Source organism: Robertkochia solimangrovi (assembly GCF_007279655.1).
Lineage (GTDB): Bacteria > Bacteroidota > Bacteroidia > Flavobacteriales > Flavobacteriaceae > Robertkochia > Robertkochia solimangrovi.
This window is the reverse complement of sequence record NZ_QKWN01000001.1, coordinates 448475-464254: the sequence shown is the minus strand read 5'-3', so window position 1 is coordinate 464254 and position 15780 is coordinate 448475. Positions and strand designations below refer to the sequence as shown.

14 protein-coding genes are annotated in these 15780 nt (G+C 34.4%); 4 read left to right on the top strand and 10 right to left on the bottom strand.

The annotated features are described in order from the left end of the window. Positions 1–4 precede the first annotated feature (4 nt). On the top strand, positions 5–688 hold the full coding sequence (locus DMZ48_RS01985) for a LysE family translocator (protein WP_143953423.1): 684 nt from the start codon (positions 5–7) through the stop codon (positions 686–688). 6 nt (positions 689–694) lie between these two features. Continuing rightward, positions 695–1114 (top strand): DoxX family protein, encoded by a 420-nt coding sequence (locus DMZ48_RS01980; protein ID WP_143953422.1) that lies wholly within the window; start codon positions 695–697, stop codon positions 1112–1114. A gap of 2 nt (positions 1115–1116) precedes the next feature. On the opposite strand, the gene DMZ48_RS01975 is transcribed toward DMZ48_RS01980, so the two are convergent. The 6 genes from DMZ48_RS01975 to DMZ48_RS01950 all read right to left on the bottom strand — a co-directional run bounded on the left by DMZ48_RS01975 (position 1117) and on the right by DMZ48_RS01950 (position 9988). Further along, positions 1117–2616, bottom strand: coding sequence for a hypothetical protein (locus DMZ48_RS01975; protein WP_143953421.1), 1500 nt, complete (start codon positions 2614–2616; stop codon positions 1117–1119). A 74-nt stretch (positions 2617–2690) separates the two neighbouring features. Then, complete coding sequence (locus DMZ48_RS01970; RefSeq protein ID WP_143953420.1) at positions 2691–3200, bottom strand: OmpH/Skp family outer membrane protein; 510 nt, start codon at positions 3198–3200, stop codon at positions 2691–2693. Positions 3201–3397: 197 nt separating this feature from the next. Continuing rightward, the gene (locus DMZ48_RS01965; protein WP_143953419.1) at positions 3398–4237 is read right to left on the bottom strand and encodes a class I SAM-dependent methyltransferase; all 840 of its coding nucleotides are present in this window, start codon (positions 4235–4237) and stop codon (positions 3398–3400) included. Positions 4238–4339: 102 nt separating this feature from the next. Then, positions 4340–6211 carry a tRNA uridine-5-carboxymethylaminomethyl(34) synthesis enzyme MnmG gene (mnmG, locus tag DMZ48_RS01960; RefSeq protein WP_143953418.1) on the bottom strand — a complete coding sequence of 624 codons (1872 nt, stop codon included), beginning with the start codon at positions 6209–6211 and terminating at the stop codon, positions 4340–4342. Between the two features lie 20 nt (positions 6212–6231). Further along, positions 6232–6654 (bottom strand): rRNA maturation RNase YbeY, encoded by a 423-nt coding sequence (gene ybeY, locus DMZ48_RS01955; protein WP_143953417.1) that lies wholly within the window; start codon positions 6652–6654, stop codon positions 6232–6234. Continuing rightward, positions 6647–9988 (bottom strand): DUF4175 family protein, encoded by a 3342-nt coding sequence (locus DMZ48_RS01950; protein WP_143953416.1) that lies wholly within the window; start codon positions 9986–9988, stop codon positions 6647–6649. The genes ybeY and DMZ48_RS01950 overlap by 8 nt, the downstream gene beginning before the upstream one ends. 190 nt (positions 9989–10178) lie before the next feature. Here DMZ48_RS01950 and gltX point away from each other — a divergent pair, with 190 nt between their 5' ends. Together gltX and DMZ48_RS01940 are read left to right on the top strand one after the other, a co-directional pair. Then, the gene (gene gltX, locus DMZ48_RS01945) at positions 10179–11693 is read left to right on the top strand and encodes a glutamate--tRNA ligase (protein ID WP_143953415.1); all 1515 of its coding nucleotides are present in this window, start codon (positions 10179–10181) and stop codon (positions 11691–11693) included. Between the two features lie 164 nt (positions 11694–11857). Continuing rightward, positions 11858–12784, top strand: a complete 927-nt coding sequence (locus tag DMZ48_RS01940; protein WP_143953414.1) for an SPFH domain-containing protein — start codon at positions 11858–11860, stop codon at positions 12782–12784. Between the two features lie 63 nt (positions 12785–12847). On the opposite strand, the gene DMZ48_RS01935 is transcribed toward DMZ48_RS01940, so the two are convergent. From DMZ48_RS01935 to DMZ48_RS01920, 4 genes are all read right to left on the bottom strand, one after another. Then, a complete protein-coding gene (locus DMZ48_RS01935) occupies positions 12848–13051 on the bottom strand; it encodes a DUF6327 family protein (protein ID WP_143953413.1) in 204 nt (67 codons plus the stop codon). Positions 13052–13069: 18 nt separating this feature from the next. After that, positions 13070–13417: a phage holin family protein gene (locus DMZ48_RS01930; protein WP_143953412.1), complete on the bottom strand. Its 348-nt coding sequence runs from the start codon at positions 13415–13417 to the stop codon at positions 13070–13072. A gap of 3 nt (positions 13418–13420) precedes the next feature. After that, positions 13421–13798: a YtxH domain-containing protein gene (locus DMZ48_RS01925; RefSeq protein WP_143953411.1), complete on the bottom strand. Its 378-nt coding sequence runs from the start codon at positions 13796–13798 to the stop codon at positions 13421–13423. A gap of 163 nt (positions 13799–13961) precedes the next feature. Continuing rightward, a complete protein-coding gene (locus DMZ48_RS01920; RefSeq protein WP_143953410.1) occupies positions 13962–15644 on the bottom strand; it encodes a glutamine--tRNA ligase/YqeY domain fusion protein in 1683 nt (560 codons plus the stop codon). Positions 15645–15780: the final 136 nt, after the last annotated feature.

Genomic DNA, 15780 nt, shown 5'->3' with positions numbered 1-15780 from the left:
CTTGATGTTTGAAGATATTTTATCGGCGATTCCTTTAGGAATTTTACTTGCTTTTACTATTGGTCCGGTTTTTTTTGTTTTACTGGAAACCAGTGCTTTGAAAGGATTTCGTGCGGCCTTTAGTTTTGATATGGGAGTGGTTTTAGGTGATGTACTTTTCATTTTGATCGCCTATTACAGTACCAATAGAATTCTTGAAAGAATAAAAGATGATCCTTCTTTATTCGTTTTTGGAGGTGTTTTACTGGTTACTTATGGTGTCATTTCTTTTATTAAATGTAAAAAGGATTATAAAAAAAATATCGATGATGCTGTAGAAGAAACCATTAAAAGAAATAATTATATACATCTGTTTCTTAAAGGTTTTTTACTGAATTTTATCAATGTAGGTGTTTTGGGATTCTGGTTAGGGATCATTTTTATATTCGGCCCTAAACTGGAAATGGATAAGAATAGAATATTTGTTTTTCTTACGGCTATAATCATTACTTATATCTTAGTAGATTGCATTAAAATATTGTTGGCTAAGCAGTTAAAAAGTAGATTAACACCTTTTAGAATTTTTCGAATTAAACGTATTATTAGTCTTGTTTTAATTGTTTTTGGTATTGGTTTAATGATTCAGGGAATCTTTCCTGAAGAAAAGGAAATGATCAAGGATGTTATTGAAGATATCAGTACAAAATAGGAATATATGAATACTGTTAATGATATTTTTAATGGGACTGTAATGAATATGAATGCAATTTTTTGTATCCTGTTGCTGAATATGGTAACCTTTGGTTTTTCAGCTTATGAAAAAGTAAACGAACGTGAAACGACGCTTGAGTGGTTACGTGCCAGGTATAAAAGTAGCTGGATATTGAATAACTTGCCCTTGATTCTTCAATTGATATTGATTATGGAGATTATAGTGTGTTTAAGTACTATTACAGGCTTTTTCTCTTATTTATTATATGATAGTACTTTTCTTATTGAAATAAGCTTGTGGGGGGCTTTATTTTGCTTAATTATTTTATTAACAGGCCAGCGATTAGCTAGGGATTATGAGGGTGCTAGAAATATAGTGATCTATCTGATACCTGAAATACTCGGATTATATTTTTTATCTTAATATTAGGTCACGCTATGTAGCGTTCCTTGTTTAACACATAACCATAAGAAATTGAAAAACGATTTTTCAGGATCTCTTTTCACATCTATATGCACTTCTTTTAGATTGTCTTTATTCGTTTTAATAAAGATATTAGCAATATTACTTAGGAATTTATTGATCTGATTTTCATTTTTTTTCTCGATTTCAATTTTAAAGTTTTTATAGTCCATAAGATATTTTCCCTGGGCTTTGTAATCGTTAGCGGATATGTCAAAATAAACATGATCAATATGTCCTGTGCATTGTACGTTAAGATTGGGCAATGTAAATTGATTGATACTAGCAGCCGTTAGGTTATGTAATTCTCCTTTCATCTTGAAATAATCTGTTTTATCAGCTATATTGAAATTCCAATGAAAGGTGAAGGGAGCGTGACCCATAAATTTTGTAGTGAGGTCAATGGTGGTGTTATTATTTATACCTGTGTTATTTATATCATAAATAGTACCTTTTAGTTCAGTAAATGTTATCATTCCAGGTTTTCCGTTATTTTGAATACGTTCTTCATATTCAATGCTGCCATTATTCAGTTTTATTTTTGGTATTAAAATAGGAAAATTTAATTCTCTTAATTTTTTACTGTATAATGGTTTATAGCTGTGATCATCAGCGATCTGTTTATCTCTGTAGACGCTTAATTTAGCGTTATCTATTTCGATCGAATCAGCCTTAATTTGAATAGTTTCATCCTTAAAATTTAACTTTTGGTTATGTATTACTAATGATCTTACCTTAAGATCTATCCAATCTTTCTCTTTCTTTAATAAGGCTGACATCTCTTCTTTTGAATAAGTAGGTCTGATTTGAAGATTAGTGATTTTCATCGTTGTAGAATCTCCTTTAATATTTTCAATATATAGTTTTTCAAAATCATCAAGAGGTGTGTGGATTGAATCAATATCATAACTATAGCTGTCTATAGCTATCTTTTCCTTACTATTTGTATTATAGTTTAACTTGGAAATGGTTAGATTTAATGATTTCGTATGTAGGGTTGTATCTGAATTTTTGTCCTGAACGATATGTTTAGCTTTGATAATTTTTAAAGAATTTATAGCAATATAGGGTAGGGTAGATTTTTTTGTTTTTGTATCTATGTTTATAGAATCCTGTTTTTTCTGGCTGTATAAAGCTTTCACAATGGTTAGTGAATCTATAGTAATGGAATCTGGCTTTTTGTAGGAGTTGGGCTGTATACCGTATATGTGTATTTCTGGAAGTATGACATTCCCATTTTCTGTTACTGTTACATAGTTGATTTTAGTATTCTTTAATTTGATATTTCTTTTTAGAATATCGATTTCTATAGCACCGGGTGTTATGGTAAGGTTTTTGGAATTTGCTTTTATAAGTTGGTTTTCAATTGTATTGACCAGAAAGTTATTAAGGAGAGGAATGCTAATTGCAATAAGGATAAGAATGGATACAAAAGTGATGATGAGGTACTTGATTATCTTCATAGTAATATAGCATTATTGAAATGTACAAAAAAAGGCTCTTGATTAAGAGCCTTTTAAGTTTTTATGAAGATTTTTTATTTTTTATAATCGTCATTTAGTTTTTTGAGAATTGTATTGGTGATGTCCTGACTTTCTTCACCATATAAAACACTACCAGCGTCATTAGCGCCCAGAATATAGGTGTAGCCATTTTCTTTTCCATAAGTCTTTACATACGCTTTAACTTTCTTGATTAGGGAATCAATTTGTTGTTGGGATTGTTGAGTTAATTGATTCTCTTCGTTTTGGAATTGTTGACTTACTTGTTGTCTCTTTTGAAGAATCTCATTGTATTTTTGTTGAGCTGTTGATTGCGAAAGGTTTTTTACCTGATTTTCGAATTCTTTAGCTTCTTGTTGTAAGATTCTTCCAATGCTATCTGCTTTTTGGCTGAACTTTTGAATTTTTACATTGTATTCAGCTTCAAGATCTACCTTTTCCTGATACTCATTGATCAATCTGGAATTATCTACGTAGGCAATTTTATTTTTTTCACATGCTATAAAAAGTAGGGTAGCTGAGAAAAGTAAACTTAGTTTTTTCATGTTAGGATTTTTAGTTTGTCAAAAATATAAAAGTTATTATTAGCTGGTATTTTTAGCTTTTTTAATATTATAGATATTTATTATTATTAAGTATCGTTTTATAGTTTAAGTTTATTATAAATGGGTTATTTTAAGAAGTTTTAAGAGGGTTTTGATTTTATTTATAGTGTTACCTTGTTTTAAACTTATGTAATGCCTTAAACGCTCTTATTTGCTTTTTTTTGTTTATGAACTACGTAAATTAGAGAACTGTACTCATGATTTTGTAATGCTTTAATGTTAGAAGTTAATCCGGTTAACATCGCTTTCAAAAAATTGTTTTTACCGTTCTTATTTTTTTCAGATAGGAGGGAAACGTAGAATGCATCAAATATCATTGGTAAGATTTTTACTACATTTAATTCAAAGCTTTGTAAAAGTGAGGTGATGCTGGATTTGTCAAAATGCCAAAGATGCCGTGGAACATCATAAGCTGCCCAGGTGGAACCGTAATATTGGGCATCATAGGATCTATGGTTGGGCACTGCAATTATAACTATTCCATCAGGTTCTAGTAATAATTTTATTTTTTGAATGGTTTCCTGAAGATTAGGAATATGTTCCAATACATGCCATAAGGTTATTACGGAATATTTTCTTTCGGGTAATTGTTCTATGGTATTGTATATTTTTAGTTTTTTATTTAATCCTATTGCTTGTGCTTTTAGATTTGGTTCTGTACCAAAAACCTCATAATTTTCCTGGCAATGAAAAATAAATTCTCCTGTACCACAACCTATATCTAAAATTGATTTCGCTGTTGGATGATATTTTTCTATTATATTTTTTTTGTGTTTAAGATTGTATTGCTTAACAATGCCATATAGTTTTTCAGTGAAAGTTTTGTATGAATCTGTATGAGATATATATTGTGGACTGTCATAATATTTTGGTAGTTCGTTTGGTTCGGGTTGTGGTGTAGTTATTAGATATCCATGTTCTGTATTTGGAATCAATTCAAAGGATTCATTACTTACCAGATAGTCTTTACAATTCATTTACTCGTATATTATTTTAGTCGTATTGATGGCTTAAAAGTATGGATAAAAAATAAAGGGTTCCACGTGGAACCCTTTATTTTTATAAATCTTTTTTTTGGTTTATCTACCCATGTAAACTAGCATGACTGAAATATCACTCGGGGATACGCCGCTTATTCTGGAAGCTTGGGAAAGTGTTGTGGGTTTTATTTTATTTAATTTCTCTCTTGCCTCAAACGATAATGATTTAAGTTTGGAATAGTCAAAATTGTTTGGGATTCTTATATCTTCAAGTCTGTTTAATTTATCAGCGTTATTTTTTTCTTTCGCAATGTAACCTGAATACTTAACTTGAATTTCCGTTTGTTCTAAAACTTCGGTATCCAGATTGTTTTGGGTAATGTATGCTGTAACTTCATTTAATTGTTTCATATGTTCTAAAGTTACCTTAGGTCGGCTAAATACTTTGAACATTTTATCAGATTGTTTCATAGGTGAAGATCCCAGTTCTGCTAATATTGGATTTATATCTTCTGGTTTAACACTACTTTCTTTAAAGAATTCAATGAATGCATTCGATGCTTTTTGTTTTTCTTCCATACGATTCATTCTATCCTCTGACGCTAATCCTAGTTCATATGATCTTGGTGTTAATCGTATATCAGCATTATCCTGTCGTAAAAGTGTGCGATATTCTGCCCGGGATGTAAACATTCGGTAAGGTTCTTCGGTGCCTTTAGTGATAAGATCATCTACGAGTACTCCTATATATGCTTCATTTCTTTTAAGAATAAAAGGTCCTTTTTCCTGAACTTTAAGACTTGCATTAATTCCAGCCATGAGTCCTTGTGATGCGGCTTCTTCATATCCTGTAGTGCCATTTATTTGACCTGCAAAATATAACCCTTGGATCAGTTTGGTTTCTAATGTATGCTGTAACTGAGTAGGAGGGAAGTAGTCGTATTCTATAGCATAGCCTGGTCTAAAGAACTTAACATTTTCAAATCCTTCAACACTCCTTAAGGCCTTGAATTGTATATCTTCCGGAAGTGAGGTTGAAAATCCATTTACATATACTTCTACGGTATCCCATCCTTCTGGCTCTACGAATAATTGATGGCGATCTTTGTCTGCAAATCGATTTATTTTATCTTCGATTGAAGGACAGTAACGAGGCCCCGTACTCTGTATTTGTCCGTTGAACATCGGTGATCGATCAAAGCCGGATCGAAGAAGATCATGTACCAATTCACTAGTATAGGTCATATGACAACTTTTCTGAATTGCCAGCGGTTTTGTTTGATCGGAATAAGAAAATTTCTCTGGTATTTCATCTCCAGGTTGTTCTGTCATTTTAGAATAATCGAGTGAACGCCCATCAACTCTGGGAGGAGTTCCGGTTTTCATTCTACCAGCTTCAAAACCATGTTTTATTAGATCTTCAGTAATACCGGTTGCAGCTTTTTCTCCTGCCCGTCCACCACCTAATTGTTTCGTTCCTATATGGATTAATCCATTTAAGAATGTTCCATTCGTTAATACAACCGTTTTTGATCGTATCTCTATTCCCAGAGAGGTTCGTATACCTTTTATTTGTTCGTTTTCTATTATTAATCCAGCGACCATTTCCTGGTAGAAATCAAGATTGGGAGTTCTCTCCAGCATTAAACGCCATTCTTCTGCAAAACGCATTCGGTCACTTTGTGCTCGGGGAGACCACATAGCGGGTCCTTTGGACTTATTAAGCATCTTAAATTGTATGGCGGTTTTATCAGTAACGATTCCGGAGTAACCACCTAAGGCATCAATTTCTCTTACGATTTGACCTTTTGCAATTCCTCCCATGGCAGGGTTGCAGGACATTTGTCCGATGGTTTGAAGATTCATTGTTACCAATAATGTTTTACTGCCCATGTTTGCAGCAGCGGCGGCAGCCTCAGAACCGGCATGACCAGCTCCAACTACGATAACGTCATATACTTCGTTAAACATAAATTATGTTTTATGGGATTTCAGTTTTGTTCCACGTGAAACAAAAGAAGCTTTTCATCTTCTTTTTCGCGCATCAATTGTGATTCTTCGGTTGATTTATCCTTGTAACCACAATAATGTAATATGCCGTGTATCATTACACGTCTTAGTTCATTTTCAAAGGAAGTCTGGTAGGTTAGTGCATTCTCTTTTACACGATCGACCGATATAAAAATATCTCCACTAATGATATTTCCTTCAGTATAATCGAAGCTGATAATATCGGTATAGGTGTCATGGTCGAGAAATTCTGTGTTGATGTTATATAAATATTCATCATCACAAAAGATATAATTGATTTCGCCTGTTAGGCATTCTTCTGAAAGAATAACTTTATCTATCCATTCTTTATGAGTGAGCGGATTGTTTAAAGTAAAGTCGATTTCAAAATTAAATTCAATCATTCTTTTTAAAGTATTCCTGTACGCGTTCTTTGTAATTTTGGCGCAAAGGTAATATTTGTCTGTTTAATATTTCAATCTCCTTTAAATATTCTTGAAGCTCAGGGGATTGATCTGTGGAAGTATTTGTATAATTTTTGGTATTTGTCTTGCTTTCGCGTTCTTTATCTTGACCTTGTTCCTGCGCGGCATTCTTTAATTTTAATAGTTCATGGGTGAGTTGTTGCATGCGCTTTAATGTGTTTTCGTTGAAACCTCTTTCTAATAATGAGTTTTCAATGCGTTCCATTTCTTTAATCAGCACATCAGCTTTTTGTTTATTTCCTTCACCTTGCATATTCTGTAGCTGTTCTTCTAAAGCATTCCTTAACTGTTGTTGTTGTTTATATACTTCAAATAACTCTTGTGACATTTGTTCCTGACCGTTTTGTCCCTGGCCTGATTTAGTTTCTTGCTTCCCTTCACCTTCACCTTGTTCTTCTCCATTTTGTTGTTGTGGTTCACCTTCTTTATTTTGTTTACTGCCTTGTTGCATTTTTTCGTTGAGCTCTTGTTGTGATTGTATAATGTCCGGTAATTGAAAATCCTGGGATCCACCACCTGATGATCCACTCATACTTTGTTGTAAATTATCTAAAACCTCACTTAAAAAGTCAGCGAGTTCATTAGAAGCTGTTAAGGCATATTGTTGATTGGCGATTCCTTGAGAAATATTATTGTTAGCAAAATTGTCAAGAGTTTTATCGAGATTATAAAAAACCTCTGTGATATTGGTGTTAATTTGTTCTGTGAGTTCAGGTTTTCTCAGACTTAGCGCAAAGAGACTATCATCGATATGTTCGAACATACTTTTGAGGTCGTTTTGCTTTTTCAGATATTTTGGGAAATTTGGATTCTTTTGATTAAAATCATTTAGTTTTTCCATGATGCTTTCCTGTTCAAACGAATAAATAACAAGATTGTCCAGTATTTGGCGTAGCATAGCAGTGTCTTCCATGAGCATTTGAGCTCCTGACATGGACATGCTTTGATCCATTTTTTGTGACATTTTTCGCATCTTTTGTGCAGCGTTTTTCTGATTTTTTTGAGCGTTTTGTTTTGCCTCGTTTTTGTTGTTCTCCTCGAATTTTTGAAGCTCTTCTTGAGCTTTTTGTTGATCCTGTTTTATTTCCTCAGCATTTTTCTTTTCCATACCCAGCTCCATAGGTTTACGCAATTGGTCATTTTCCTTTTGTAATTGCTCCATTTCTTTACTTAAAGTATCGAATTTGGTATTTAAACTATCCTGTTGTTGGCTGTTGTTGTTCGTGGATTGAGAAAGATCTTCCTGTTCTTTAGCTAAATCCTTTAAGTCTTTTTTAATCTTATCGGCTTTTGCTGAGACATAGTAGCGTTTAGTAAGTTCTAATAGTTGTTTCAAACTACGCTTATCATTTTGTTGCTGCTTGGATAATTCTTCTAATTTTTTGCTTAACTCGTCCTTGTTTATTTTATCACTGTATTTTTCAAGCTCTTTTAGCAATTCTTCATTTTGTTTTAATTTGAGGGCTTCACGCTCTAGTCTTTCTTTTAATAATTCATTGAATTCTCTTTGTTCAGGATTTTCTTTATTGAACTCATCCAGATTCTTTTTTAGATCCTGATTAAATTTTTGCATCATTTGTTCTTGTTGCTGTTGACGTTCCAGATAGTTTTCAATATTCTTTCGGTCGGTATAGTTCAGATCCTGCTTTTCTTTGTTTTGATCATTGATAGTATTTAATTCTTTTTGATGCTCTTCAAATTTTTCAAGGGAATGATCAATTTTATCGATGGTTTGTTGTTGTTCTTGTAGTTGTAGATCTTGCTTTTCTGACTTACTGAGTCTTCTATAGGTGAATATTGAACTCCTTGTACTTTTGCCTCCGCGTAAACCATCATTATCAGTTACTTCAAAATAGAATTCATAAGGAACGGCTGGGGGGAGTGCTATTGTCCCAGGAAAGGTGCGTATAAACCTGTCGTAGTTTCCTTTTTTAATAGGAATTTTGATCTTATTGGAATTATCCGAAGATCCGGAAGGATAATATACAAGTTCTAGCTTTGAAATTCCATAATCATCACTGATTTCTCCCACAAAGATATCTTCCTGGTTATAAGTGCTGTCTTTTTTACTTATAACACTGATATCAGGAGATTTATCTTTGGTTACATCAATGCGAAATTCAAGTTTGTCATAATTGGAAACTTCTTCATTCGCACTGCTTATATTATAATTAAAATTATTATATACTGAATGGTATAATTTAAATTGATCTGTTTCCTTTTGAAAGACGAGTATGGTATCTTTACTGGATAGTTTGATATTTTTTGTATTCCTGCTATCAATGATCCATTTGATCTTCGTGCCTTCAGGTACCTGTGCGTTACCTGTGCCATTTAAAATTTCTTTTTTCTTTCCTGTATATGTTGGATAGTCGAGTTCCATGCTTAAATTCAACATTCTGGGAACTTCTATTACCTCAATTTCGTAGGGAATACTATAAACATCGTTTGCTGATAATTTAAAAGGAATATTTTCTTTGATGTTTTCAAAGTCATATTCAAATCTTCCTTCGCCAAGGTTATTCATAAAATACTTTTCTCCTCCATATTCAATCTGAATGTTTTCAGGTATTAGTTTTCCTTTCGTTTGAGTCTTGATGATGATCCCCGAATTTTCCAGAACGGTTAATGAATCGTTGATCAGGAGAAATTCAAATGGTGCTGGTGGTGTATAAGCTATGTTATGATGGATCATACGTGAATAGCCCATACTAAACCCTGTCAAGCTCCCACTAAGTAATATCAATAATAAAATTGTAGAAGGAATGATGAGGTATTTTAAATATTTAATATTTGATTTAAAGGTTATTGCGGATTGAAAGGGAATAGGTTTTAGTTGTTCACTCCTTTGTGCAATACTTGCCAGTACCAGTTCTGAATTTTTATCTTGTTCTTTTAATTGTAACAGATTGAGTAGTTTATCCTGTACTTCAGGAAAGTGCTTTCCAATGATTTTAGAAGCTTCCTGGTGATCCAATCCCTTTTTTAATTTGAAGATATATAACAAAGGGAATACGATAAATCTGGTAAATAATAATATTTCTACCATAACGAAAAGCCAGAACCACAAAGTTCTCCACATGGGATCCATCCAGAATAACCATTCAACTGCAATAGAAAAAAGTAGATATACGAGACCAATTACTATAAAAAGGATGATACCTTTAACAAGGTCATTGGTATAATATTTACGCAAAAACAGTTCAAGTTTGCTGTTTATTATGCTAATATGATCGGTTTTTAAAGTACTCATGTCTTAGTGTTAAATGAGGATTTTGGGCTTAATTCTCTTTATAATCAGTCGTTAATCTACTAAAATTACAATTTTCCTGTATACAATACGGCTGCATGATTCTAAATCCGTGTTAAATAGAAGATACCATGACATTTCGTTTGTTTTAATTCTCAAGAGAGAACCTGTATCTTTGCGCAAAAAATATACGATGAGTAATAATGTCAGGGTTCGTTTTGCTCCCAGTCCTACAGGTCCTCTACATATAGGTGGGGTACGTACAGCATTGTTTAATTATTTGTTCGCTAAAAAGCATAACGGTACGTTTATTCTCAGGATAGAAGATACAGATCAGACTCGTTATGTACCAGGTGCAGAGGAATATATTTCTGAATCTCTGTTTTGGTGTGGTATGCCCTATGATGAGGGTCCCGGAACGGAAGGGGAGTATGGTCCGTACAGGCAAAGCGAGCGTAAACATCTTTACAGAGCCTATGCTGATCAACTAATTGAGAGTGGATGGGCTTATTATGCATTCGATACTGCAGAGGAATTGGATGCACATCGAAAAGAGCATGAAGAAAAAGGCAAAACCTTTATTTATAACTGGCATAATCGTTTAAAACTCAAGAATTCTTTGGCCTTATCTCCAGAAGAAGTACAGGCCAGAGTTGAGAATGGAGAAGAATATGTGATTCGTTTTAAGTCACCGCAGGATGAAAAACTTTTATTAAAAGATCTGATTCGTGGAGAAATTGAAATCGACACCAATATTTTGGATGATAAAGTATTATTCAAAAGTGACGGTATGCCGACCTATCATCTTGCCAATATTGTCGATGATCATTTGATGGAAATCTCTCATGTTATAAGAGGCGAGGAATGGTTACCTTCAATGGCATTACATATTTTATTATATCGTGCTTTTGATTGGAAGGCCCCCGAATTTGCACATCTACCATTAATCTTAAAACCAACGGGTAAGGGTAAATTAAGCAAGAGGGATGGTGATAAATTAGGATTCCCTGTTTTCCCATTGGCCTGGAATCCTGTAAATGGTGATGCGGCCAGCGGTTATAGGGAATCCGGATATTTCTCGGATGCGGTGGTTAATTTTCTTGCGTTATTAGGTTGGAATCCTGGTACGGAACAGGAGATTTTCAATATGGAAGAACTTATTGAATCTTTCGATATACACAGAGTAAATAAATCCGGAGCTCGTTTCGACCCGGAGAAGATCAAATGGTTTAATCACCATTATCTGCAGGCTCATCCAAATGAAGAGTTGGCCGTTAAATTTTTGCCTTTTCTGGAAGCTAAGGGAATAATGGCTAGTCCGGAGTTTGTAACCGGAGTTGTTGCTTTAAATAAGGAAAGAGCAGATTTCATTGCAGATTTCTGGGATTTGGCTTCCTACATGTTTATAGCGCCTGAATCCTTTGATGAAAAGGCTGTGAAGAAACAATGGAAGGAAGATACTGATCAGTATGTCAATAGTGTTATAGACCTATTAGAAGAGATTGATGATTTTACTTCTATGGCTGCAGAAACGGCGGTTAAAGACTGGATCGCTGCGGAAGGTCTGGGCTTTGGTAAAATTATGCCCCCACTTCGTTTAGCTCTTGTTGGTGAAATGAAAGGACCACATGTATTCGATATAATGGCGTTTCTTGGTAAAAAAGAAACAACAGCAAGACTTAGGAATGCAGTGAAAATACTTGGATAAAACAGAAACAGGGAGTGATAAAGCCCATTAAATATACGTTATGGTATATTTAATGGGCTTTTGTTATTTATGGACTTTTAAATAATTTGTAACATTTAACTGATTTATGTTACCTATACTTTAGATCTTACTTTGTAAATTCACAAAGCTTTAAACTATAAATTATGACTGTTTTTTATTTTCCGTTGATCATAATAGTATCGTTACTGATATTATTCAAATTCTTTTTTATCGTCAAACAACAGACAGCTGTTGTAATAGAGCGATTTGGTAAATTTCATAGTATCCGTAATTCAGGTTTACAGTTAAAGATTCCTATTGTCGATACTATTTCAGGAAGGTTAAGTCTAAAGATTCAGCAATTGGATGTTATCGTAGAGACAAAAACTCTTGATGATGTTTTTGTTAAACTAAAAGTATCTGTGCAATATGTGGTTATCAAAGACAAAGTCTATGAGGCTTTCTATAAATTGGAATATCCGCATGATCAGATTACATCTTATGTATTCGATGTTGTTAGAGCAGAAGTGCCAAAAATGAAACTCGATGATGTATTCGTAAAGAAGGATGATATAGCTATTGCTGTAAAAGCAGAATTGCAGGATGCAATGCTTGAGTATGGTTATGATATTATAAAAACCCTGGTAACGGATATCGACCCAGATGCACAGGTAAAATCGGCAATGAACCGTATCAATGCTGCTGAAAGAGAAAAGATCGCTGCTCAATTTGAAGGAGATGCAGCAAGAATTCTCATCGTTGAGAAGGCTAAGGCTGAAGCCGAAAGTAAAAGATTACAAGGACAGGGTATTGCGGATCAACGTCGTGAGATTGCGCGGGGACTTGAAGAATCCGTTGAAGTTTTAAATAAAGTTGGAATTAATTCTCAGGAAGCCAGTGCTTTGATCGTGGTTACTCAGCATTATGATACACTTCAGGCGATTGGTGAAGAAACCAATAGTAATTTGATTTTGTTGCCTAATTCTCCTCAGGCCGGTAGTGATATGTTAAATAATATGGTTGCTTCGTTTACGGCAAGTAATCAAATAGGGGAGGCGATGAAACAACAAAATAAAAAGAATAAGGAATAATCGCACCTTGTTGTTCTAAAATAAAATCGGAGATAAGACCTATTGGTATAATCTCCGATTTTTTTATTTAAAGAGTTTGTTGATCAACTTCAGCGTGAGTATTCTTTTTATAACAAACCCCGCAGATTTGCCAACAACACCCATGAAGGAAAAATTTTCCTTAGCTTCGTTGATGCTGAGTTTTAATTGCTCTTTTTGAATTTCCTTTTTAAGCTTTAAGATTTTAAGATCTCTGTCGACATCTTCGAAGGAAGTATAAATTTTCATTAGCCTCAGTTTATTTGGTTAATCATAAAATTCCTTAGAAGCTATGATAAGTATTTTGCGTTCAATAGGTTTGCGAAATATTGTAAATATCAGTACTGCAACAATAATATAGAAAATACCGATTAGTACAAAAGCTAATGCTACATTCTCTAACCAAGCACCTAACGCATAGCCTAAGGCCATGGATAACATAAATAATCCAAGAGAAAGCACCGCAACGATGAGTGCGAATTGCACCATCGCTGAGATGCCTTTTGTTATCTTCTTGAACAGGTTTAACTTATAATACTCATAATTTTGTTCGAATAATTCGTGAGCATTATCGTTAAAATCCTGGACGTTTTTTGAAAGATCGTTCAATGCCATATATTATTTGGTAGCCTTCGCTATTTCGTTTTCTATTTTTTCAATAGTGGTATCCTTTTTCAATTTAGCATTCTTATTCTTCAGCTCGTCTAATTTGTTTTCCAATGCATCTATAATGTCATCCGCTTTATAACTCATAGTATTGAGCGTGTCATTTAGCTTCGTATCAAATTGAGTTTTAGCATGAAAAACCTTTTCATTAAAGTCTGATTTGGTTCTGGCATATTGTTTCTCGAATTCTTTCTGTGCTTTTTTAGCATTTTTCTTAATTCGTTTTCTGGTTGCAGAACCGCTCTCGGGTGCGTAAAGAATTCCAATTCCGGCACCTATGGCAGCACCTGTTAATAATGCTAATAATGTGTTTCCTGTGTTATTGCTCATAATAATGAATTTTTAAGTGATCTGTGATCGAAATATTTATTAGAAAGGTAAACAGAATATTTAGCAGATAGGAGGCAATTAGTTAATTATTAACATATTACATAAAGATATAAAAAAAAGCCCTTAAAAAAGGGCTTCATTTTAACATTATTTTATGGCTATTTTACTTTTCAGCGATCTTAGCCCAGGAATCACGTAATCCAACAGTTTTATTGAAAACAGGATTTTCTTTACTGCTATCCGGATCAACACAGAAATAGCCGATTCTCTGAAACTGAAAACGCTCTCCGGCTGCCGCTTCTACCAGTCCGGGTTCTATGTAACCTTCGACAATACTCAGAGAATCCGGATTTATAAATTCTAAAAAGTCTTTGTCTTCATGTCCATCCGGTTCAGCTTCTGTAAACAGACGGTCGTATACACGAATTTCAGCTTTTTTAGCATGCGGAATTGAAACCCAGTGAAGGGTACCTTTAACTTTGCGCATACTTTCGGGAGTGCCACTACCACTTTTACTCAATTCATCATAGGTACAATGCACTTCAAGTATTGTACCATCAGCATCTTTGATCACATTTTCCGCCTTGATGATATACGCATTCTTAAGTCGTACTTCTCCACCGAGTTTTAAACGGAAGAATTTTCGGTTTGCTTCTTCTTTAAAATCCTCACGTTCAATATATAACTCTTTGGAGAAAGGTAATTCTCTATAGGTTACGTTTTCCTCTTCCGGATTATTTTCAGCGGTTACATATTCGGTTTTTCCTTCCGGATAGTTGGTGATCACAATTTTAAGCGGATCCAAAACAGCCATTACTCTTGGCGCTGTTTTATTGAGGTCTTCACGAGCACAAAATTCGAGTAATGAAACATCGATCAGATTCTCACGCTTTGCAATTCCAATGGTATCAGCAAATTTTCGGATTGATTCCGGCGTATAACCTCTTCTGCGTAATCCGGAAATAGTTGGCATACGCGGATCATCCCATCCGGTTACGACCTTTTCCTGAACCAAACGAAGTAACTTACGTTTACTTACAACGGTGTGACTCAGATTTCTACGTGCAAACTCACGTTGCTTTGGTTTTACCTGTGAAGTATCATAAACCTGTTCCAGAAACCATTCATAGAGTTCGCGGTGCATTGCGAATTCCAGCGTACAAAGTGAATGTGAAATTTGTTCGATATAATCGCTCTCACCATGAGTCCAGTCATACATAGGGTAAATGCACCATGTATCTCCGGTACGATGGTGTGATTTATGGAGAATTCTGTACATTACAGGATCACGCATTAACATGTTTGAAGAGTTCATATCGATCTTTGCTCTCAAAACATGTGATCCGGATTCAAATTCACCCTTCTTCATTCTTTCAAAAAGATCCAGATTCTCCTCCACACTTCGGTTTCTGTAAGGGCTATCCGTTCCCGGTCGGGTAGGTGTACCTTTTTGAGCAGCCATTTCTTCGGAAGTCTGGCTATCTACATAAGCCTTACCTGATTGAATTAGGTAAACGGCCCAGTCATACAATTGTTGGAAATAATCGGAAGCATAACACTCCTTATCCCACTCAAAACCAAGCCAGGAAACATCCTTTTTGATCGCATCAACGAATTCCTGCTCTTCTTTGGCAGGATTGGTGTCATCAAAACGAAGGTTTACCGGTGCGTTGTATTCCAGTCCGAGTCCGAAATTCAAACATATAGAACTTGCATGTCCTATATGCAGGTAACCGTTAGGTTCTGGAGGAAAACGGAAACGGAGACTGTTTTGGTCAAATCCGTTGCGCAGATCTTCCTCTATGATATGCTCTATAAAATTCAGTGATTTAACTTCTTCTGCCATAGTTTTATCTTAAAGTGGCAAAATTACGTAAAATCACATGTTTTTTAAGCTAAAGCCCTTTATTTCTTGTAGTTTAAGACCATACCGAATGGTATAATAATTAGAATTCTACTTTCAAGACCTTATAAATTAATCG

Coding starts and splice junctions, on each gene's coding strand:
- DMZ48_RS01985 (WP_143953423.1), top strand. CDS start 5: ATGTTTGAAGATATTTTATCGGCGATTCCTTTAGGAATTTTACTTGCT.
- DMZ48_RS01980 (WP_143953422.1), top strand. CDS start 695: ATGAATACTGTTAATGATATTTTTAATGGGACTGTAATGAATATGAAT.
- DMZ48_RS01975 (WP_143953421.1), bottom strand. CDS start 2,616: ATGAAGATAATCAAGTACCTCATCATCACTTTTGTATCCATTCTTATC.
- DMZ48_RS01970 (WP_143953420.1), bottom strand. CDS start 3,200: ATGAAAAAACTAAGTTTACTTTTCTCAGCTACCCTACTTTTTATAGCA.
- DMZ48_RS01965 (WP_143953419.1), bottom strand. CDS start 4,237: ATGAATTGTAAAGACTATCTGGTAAGTAATGAATCCTTTGAATTGATT.
- mnmG (WP_143953418.1), bottom strand. CDS start 6,211: ATGTTTAACGAAGTATATGACGTTATCGTAGTTGGAGCTGGTCATGCC.
- ybeY (WP_143953417.1), bottom strand. CDS start 6,654: ATGATTGAATTTAATTTTGAAATCGACTTTACTTTAAACAATCCGCTC.
- DMZ48_RS01950 (WP_143953416.1), bottom strand. CDS start 9,988: ATGAGTACTTTAAAAACCGATCATATTAGCATAATAAACAGCAAACTT.
- gltX (WP_143953415.1), top strand. CDS start 10,179: ATGAGTAATAATGTCAGGGTTCGTTTTGCTCCCAGTCCTACAGGTCCT.
- DMZ48_RS01940 (WP_143953414.1), top strand. CDS start 11,858: ATGACTGTTTTTTATTTTCCGTTGATCATAATAGTATCGTTACTGATA.
- DMZ48_RS01935 (WP_143953413.1), bottom strand. CDS start 13,051: ATGAAAATTTATACTTCCTTCGAAGATGTCGACAGAGATCTTAAAATC.
- DMZ48_RS01930 (WP_143953412.1), bottom strand. CDS start 13,417: ATGGCATTGAACGATCTTTCAAAAAACGTCCAGGATTTTAACGATAAT.
- DMZ48_RS01925 (WP_143953411.1), bottom strand. CDS start 13,798: ATGAGCAATAACACAGGAAACACATTATTAGCATTATTAACAGGTGCT.
- DMZ48_RS01920 (WP_143953410.1), bottom strand. CDS start 15,644: ATGGCAGAAGAAGTTAAATCACTGAATTTTATAGAGCATATCATAGAG.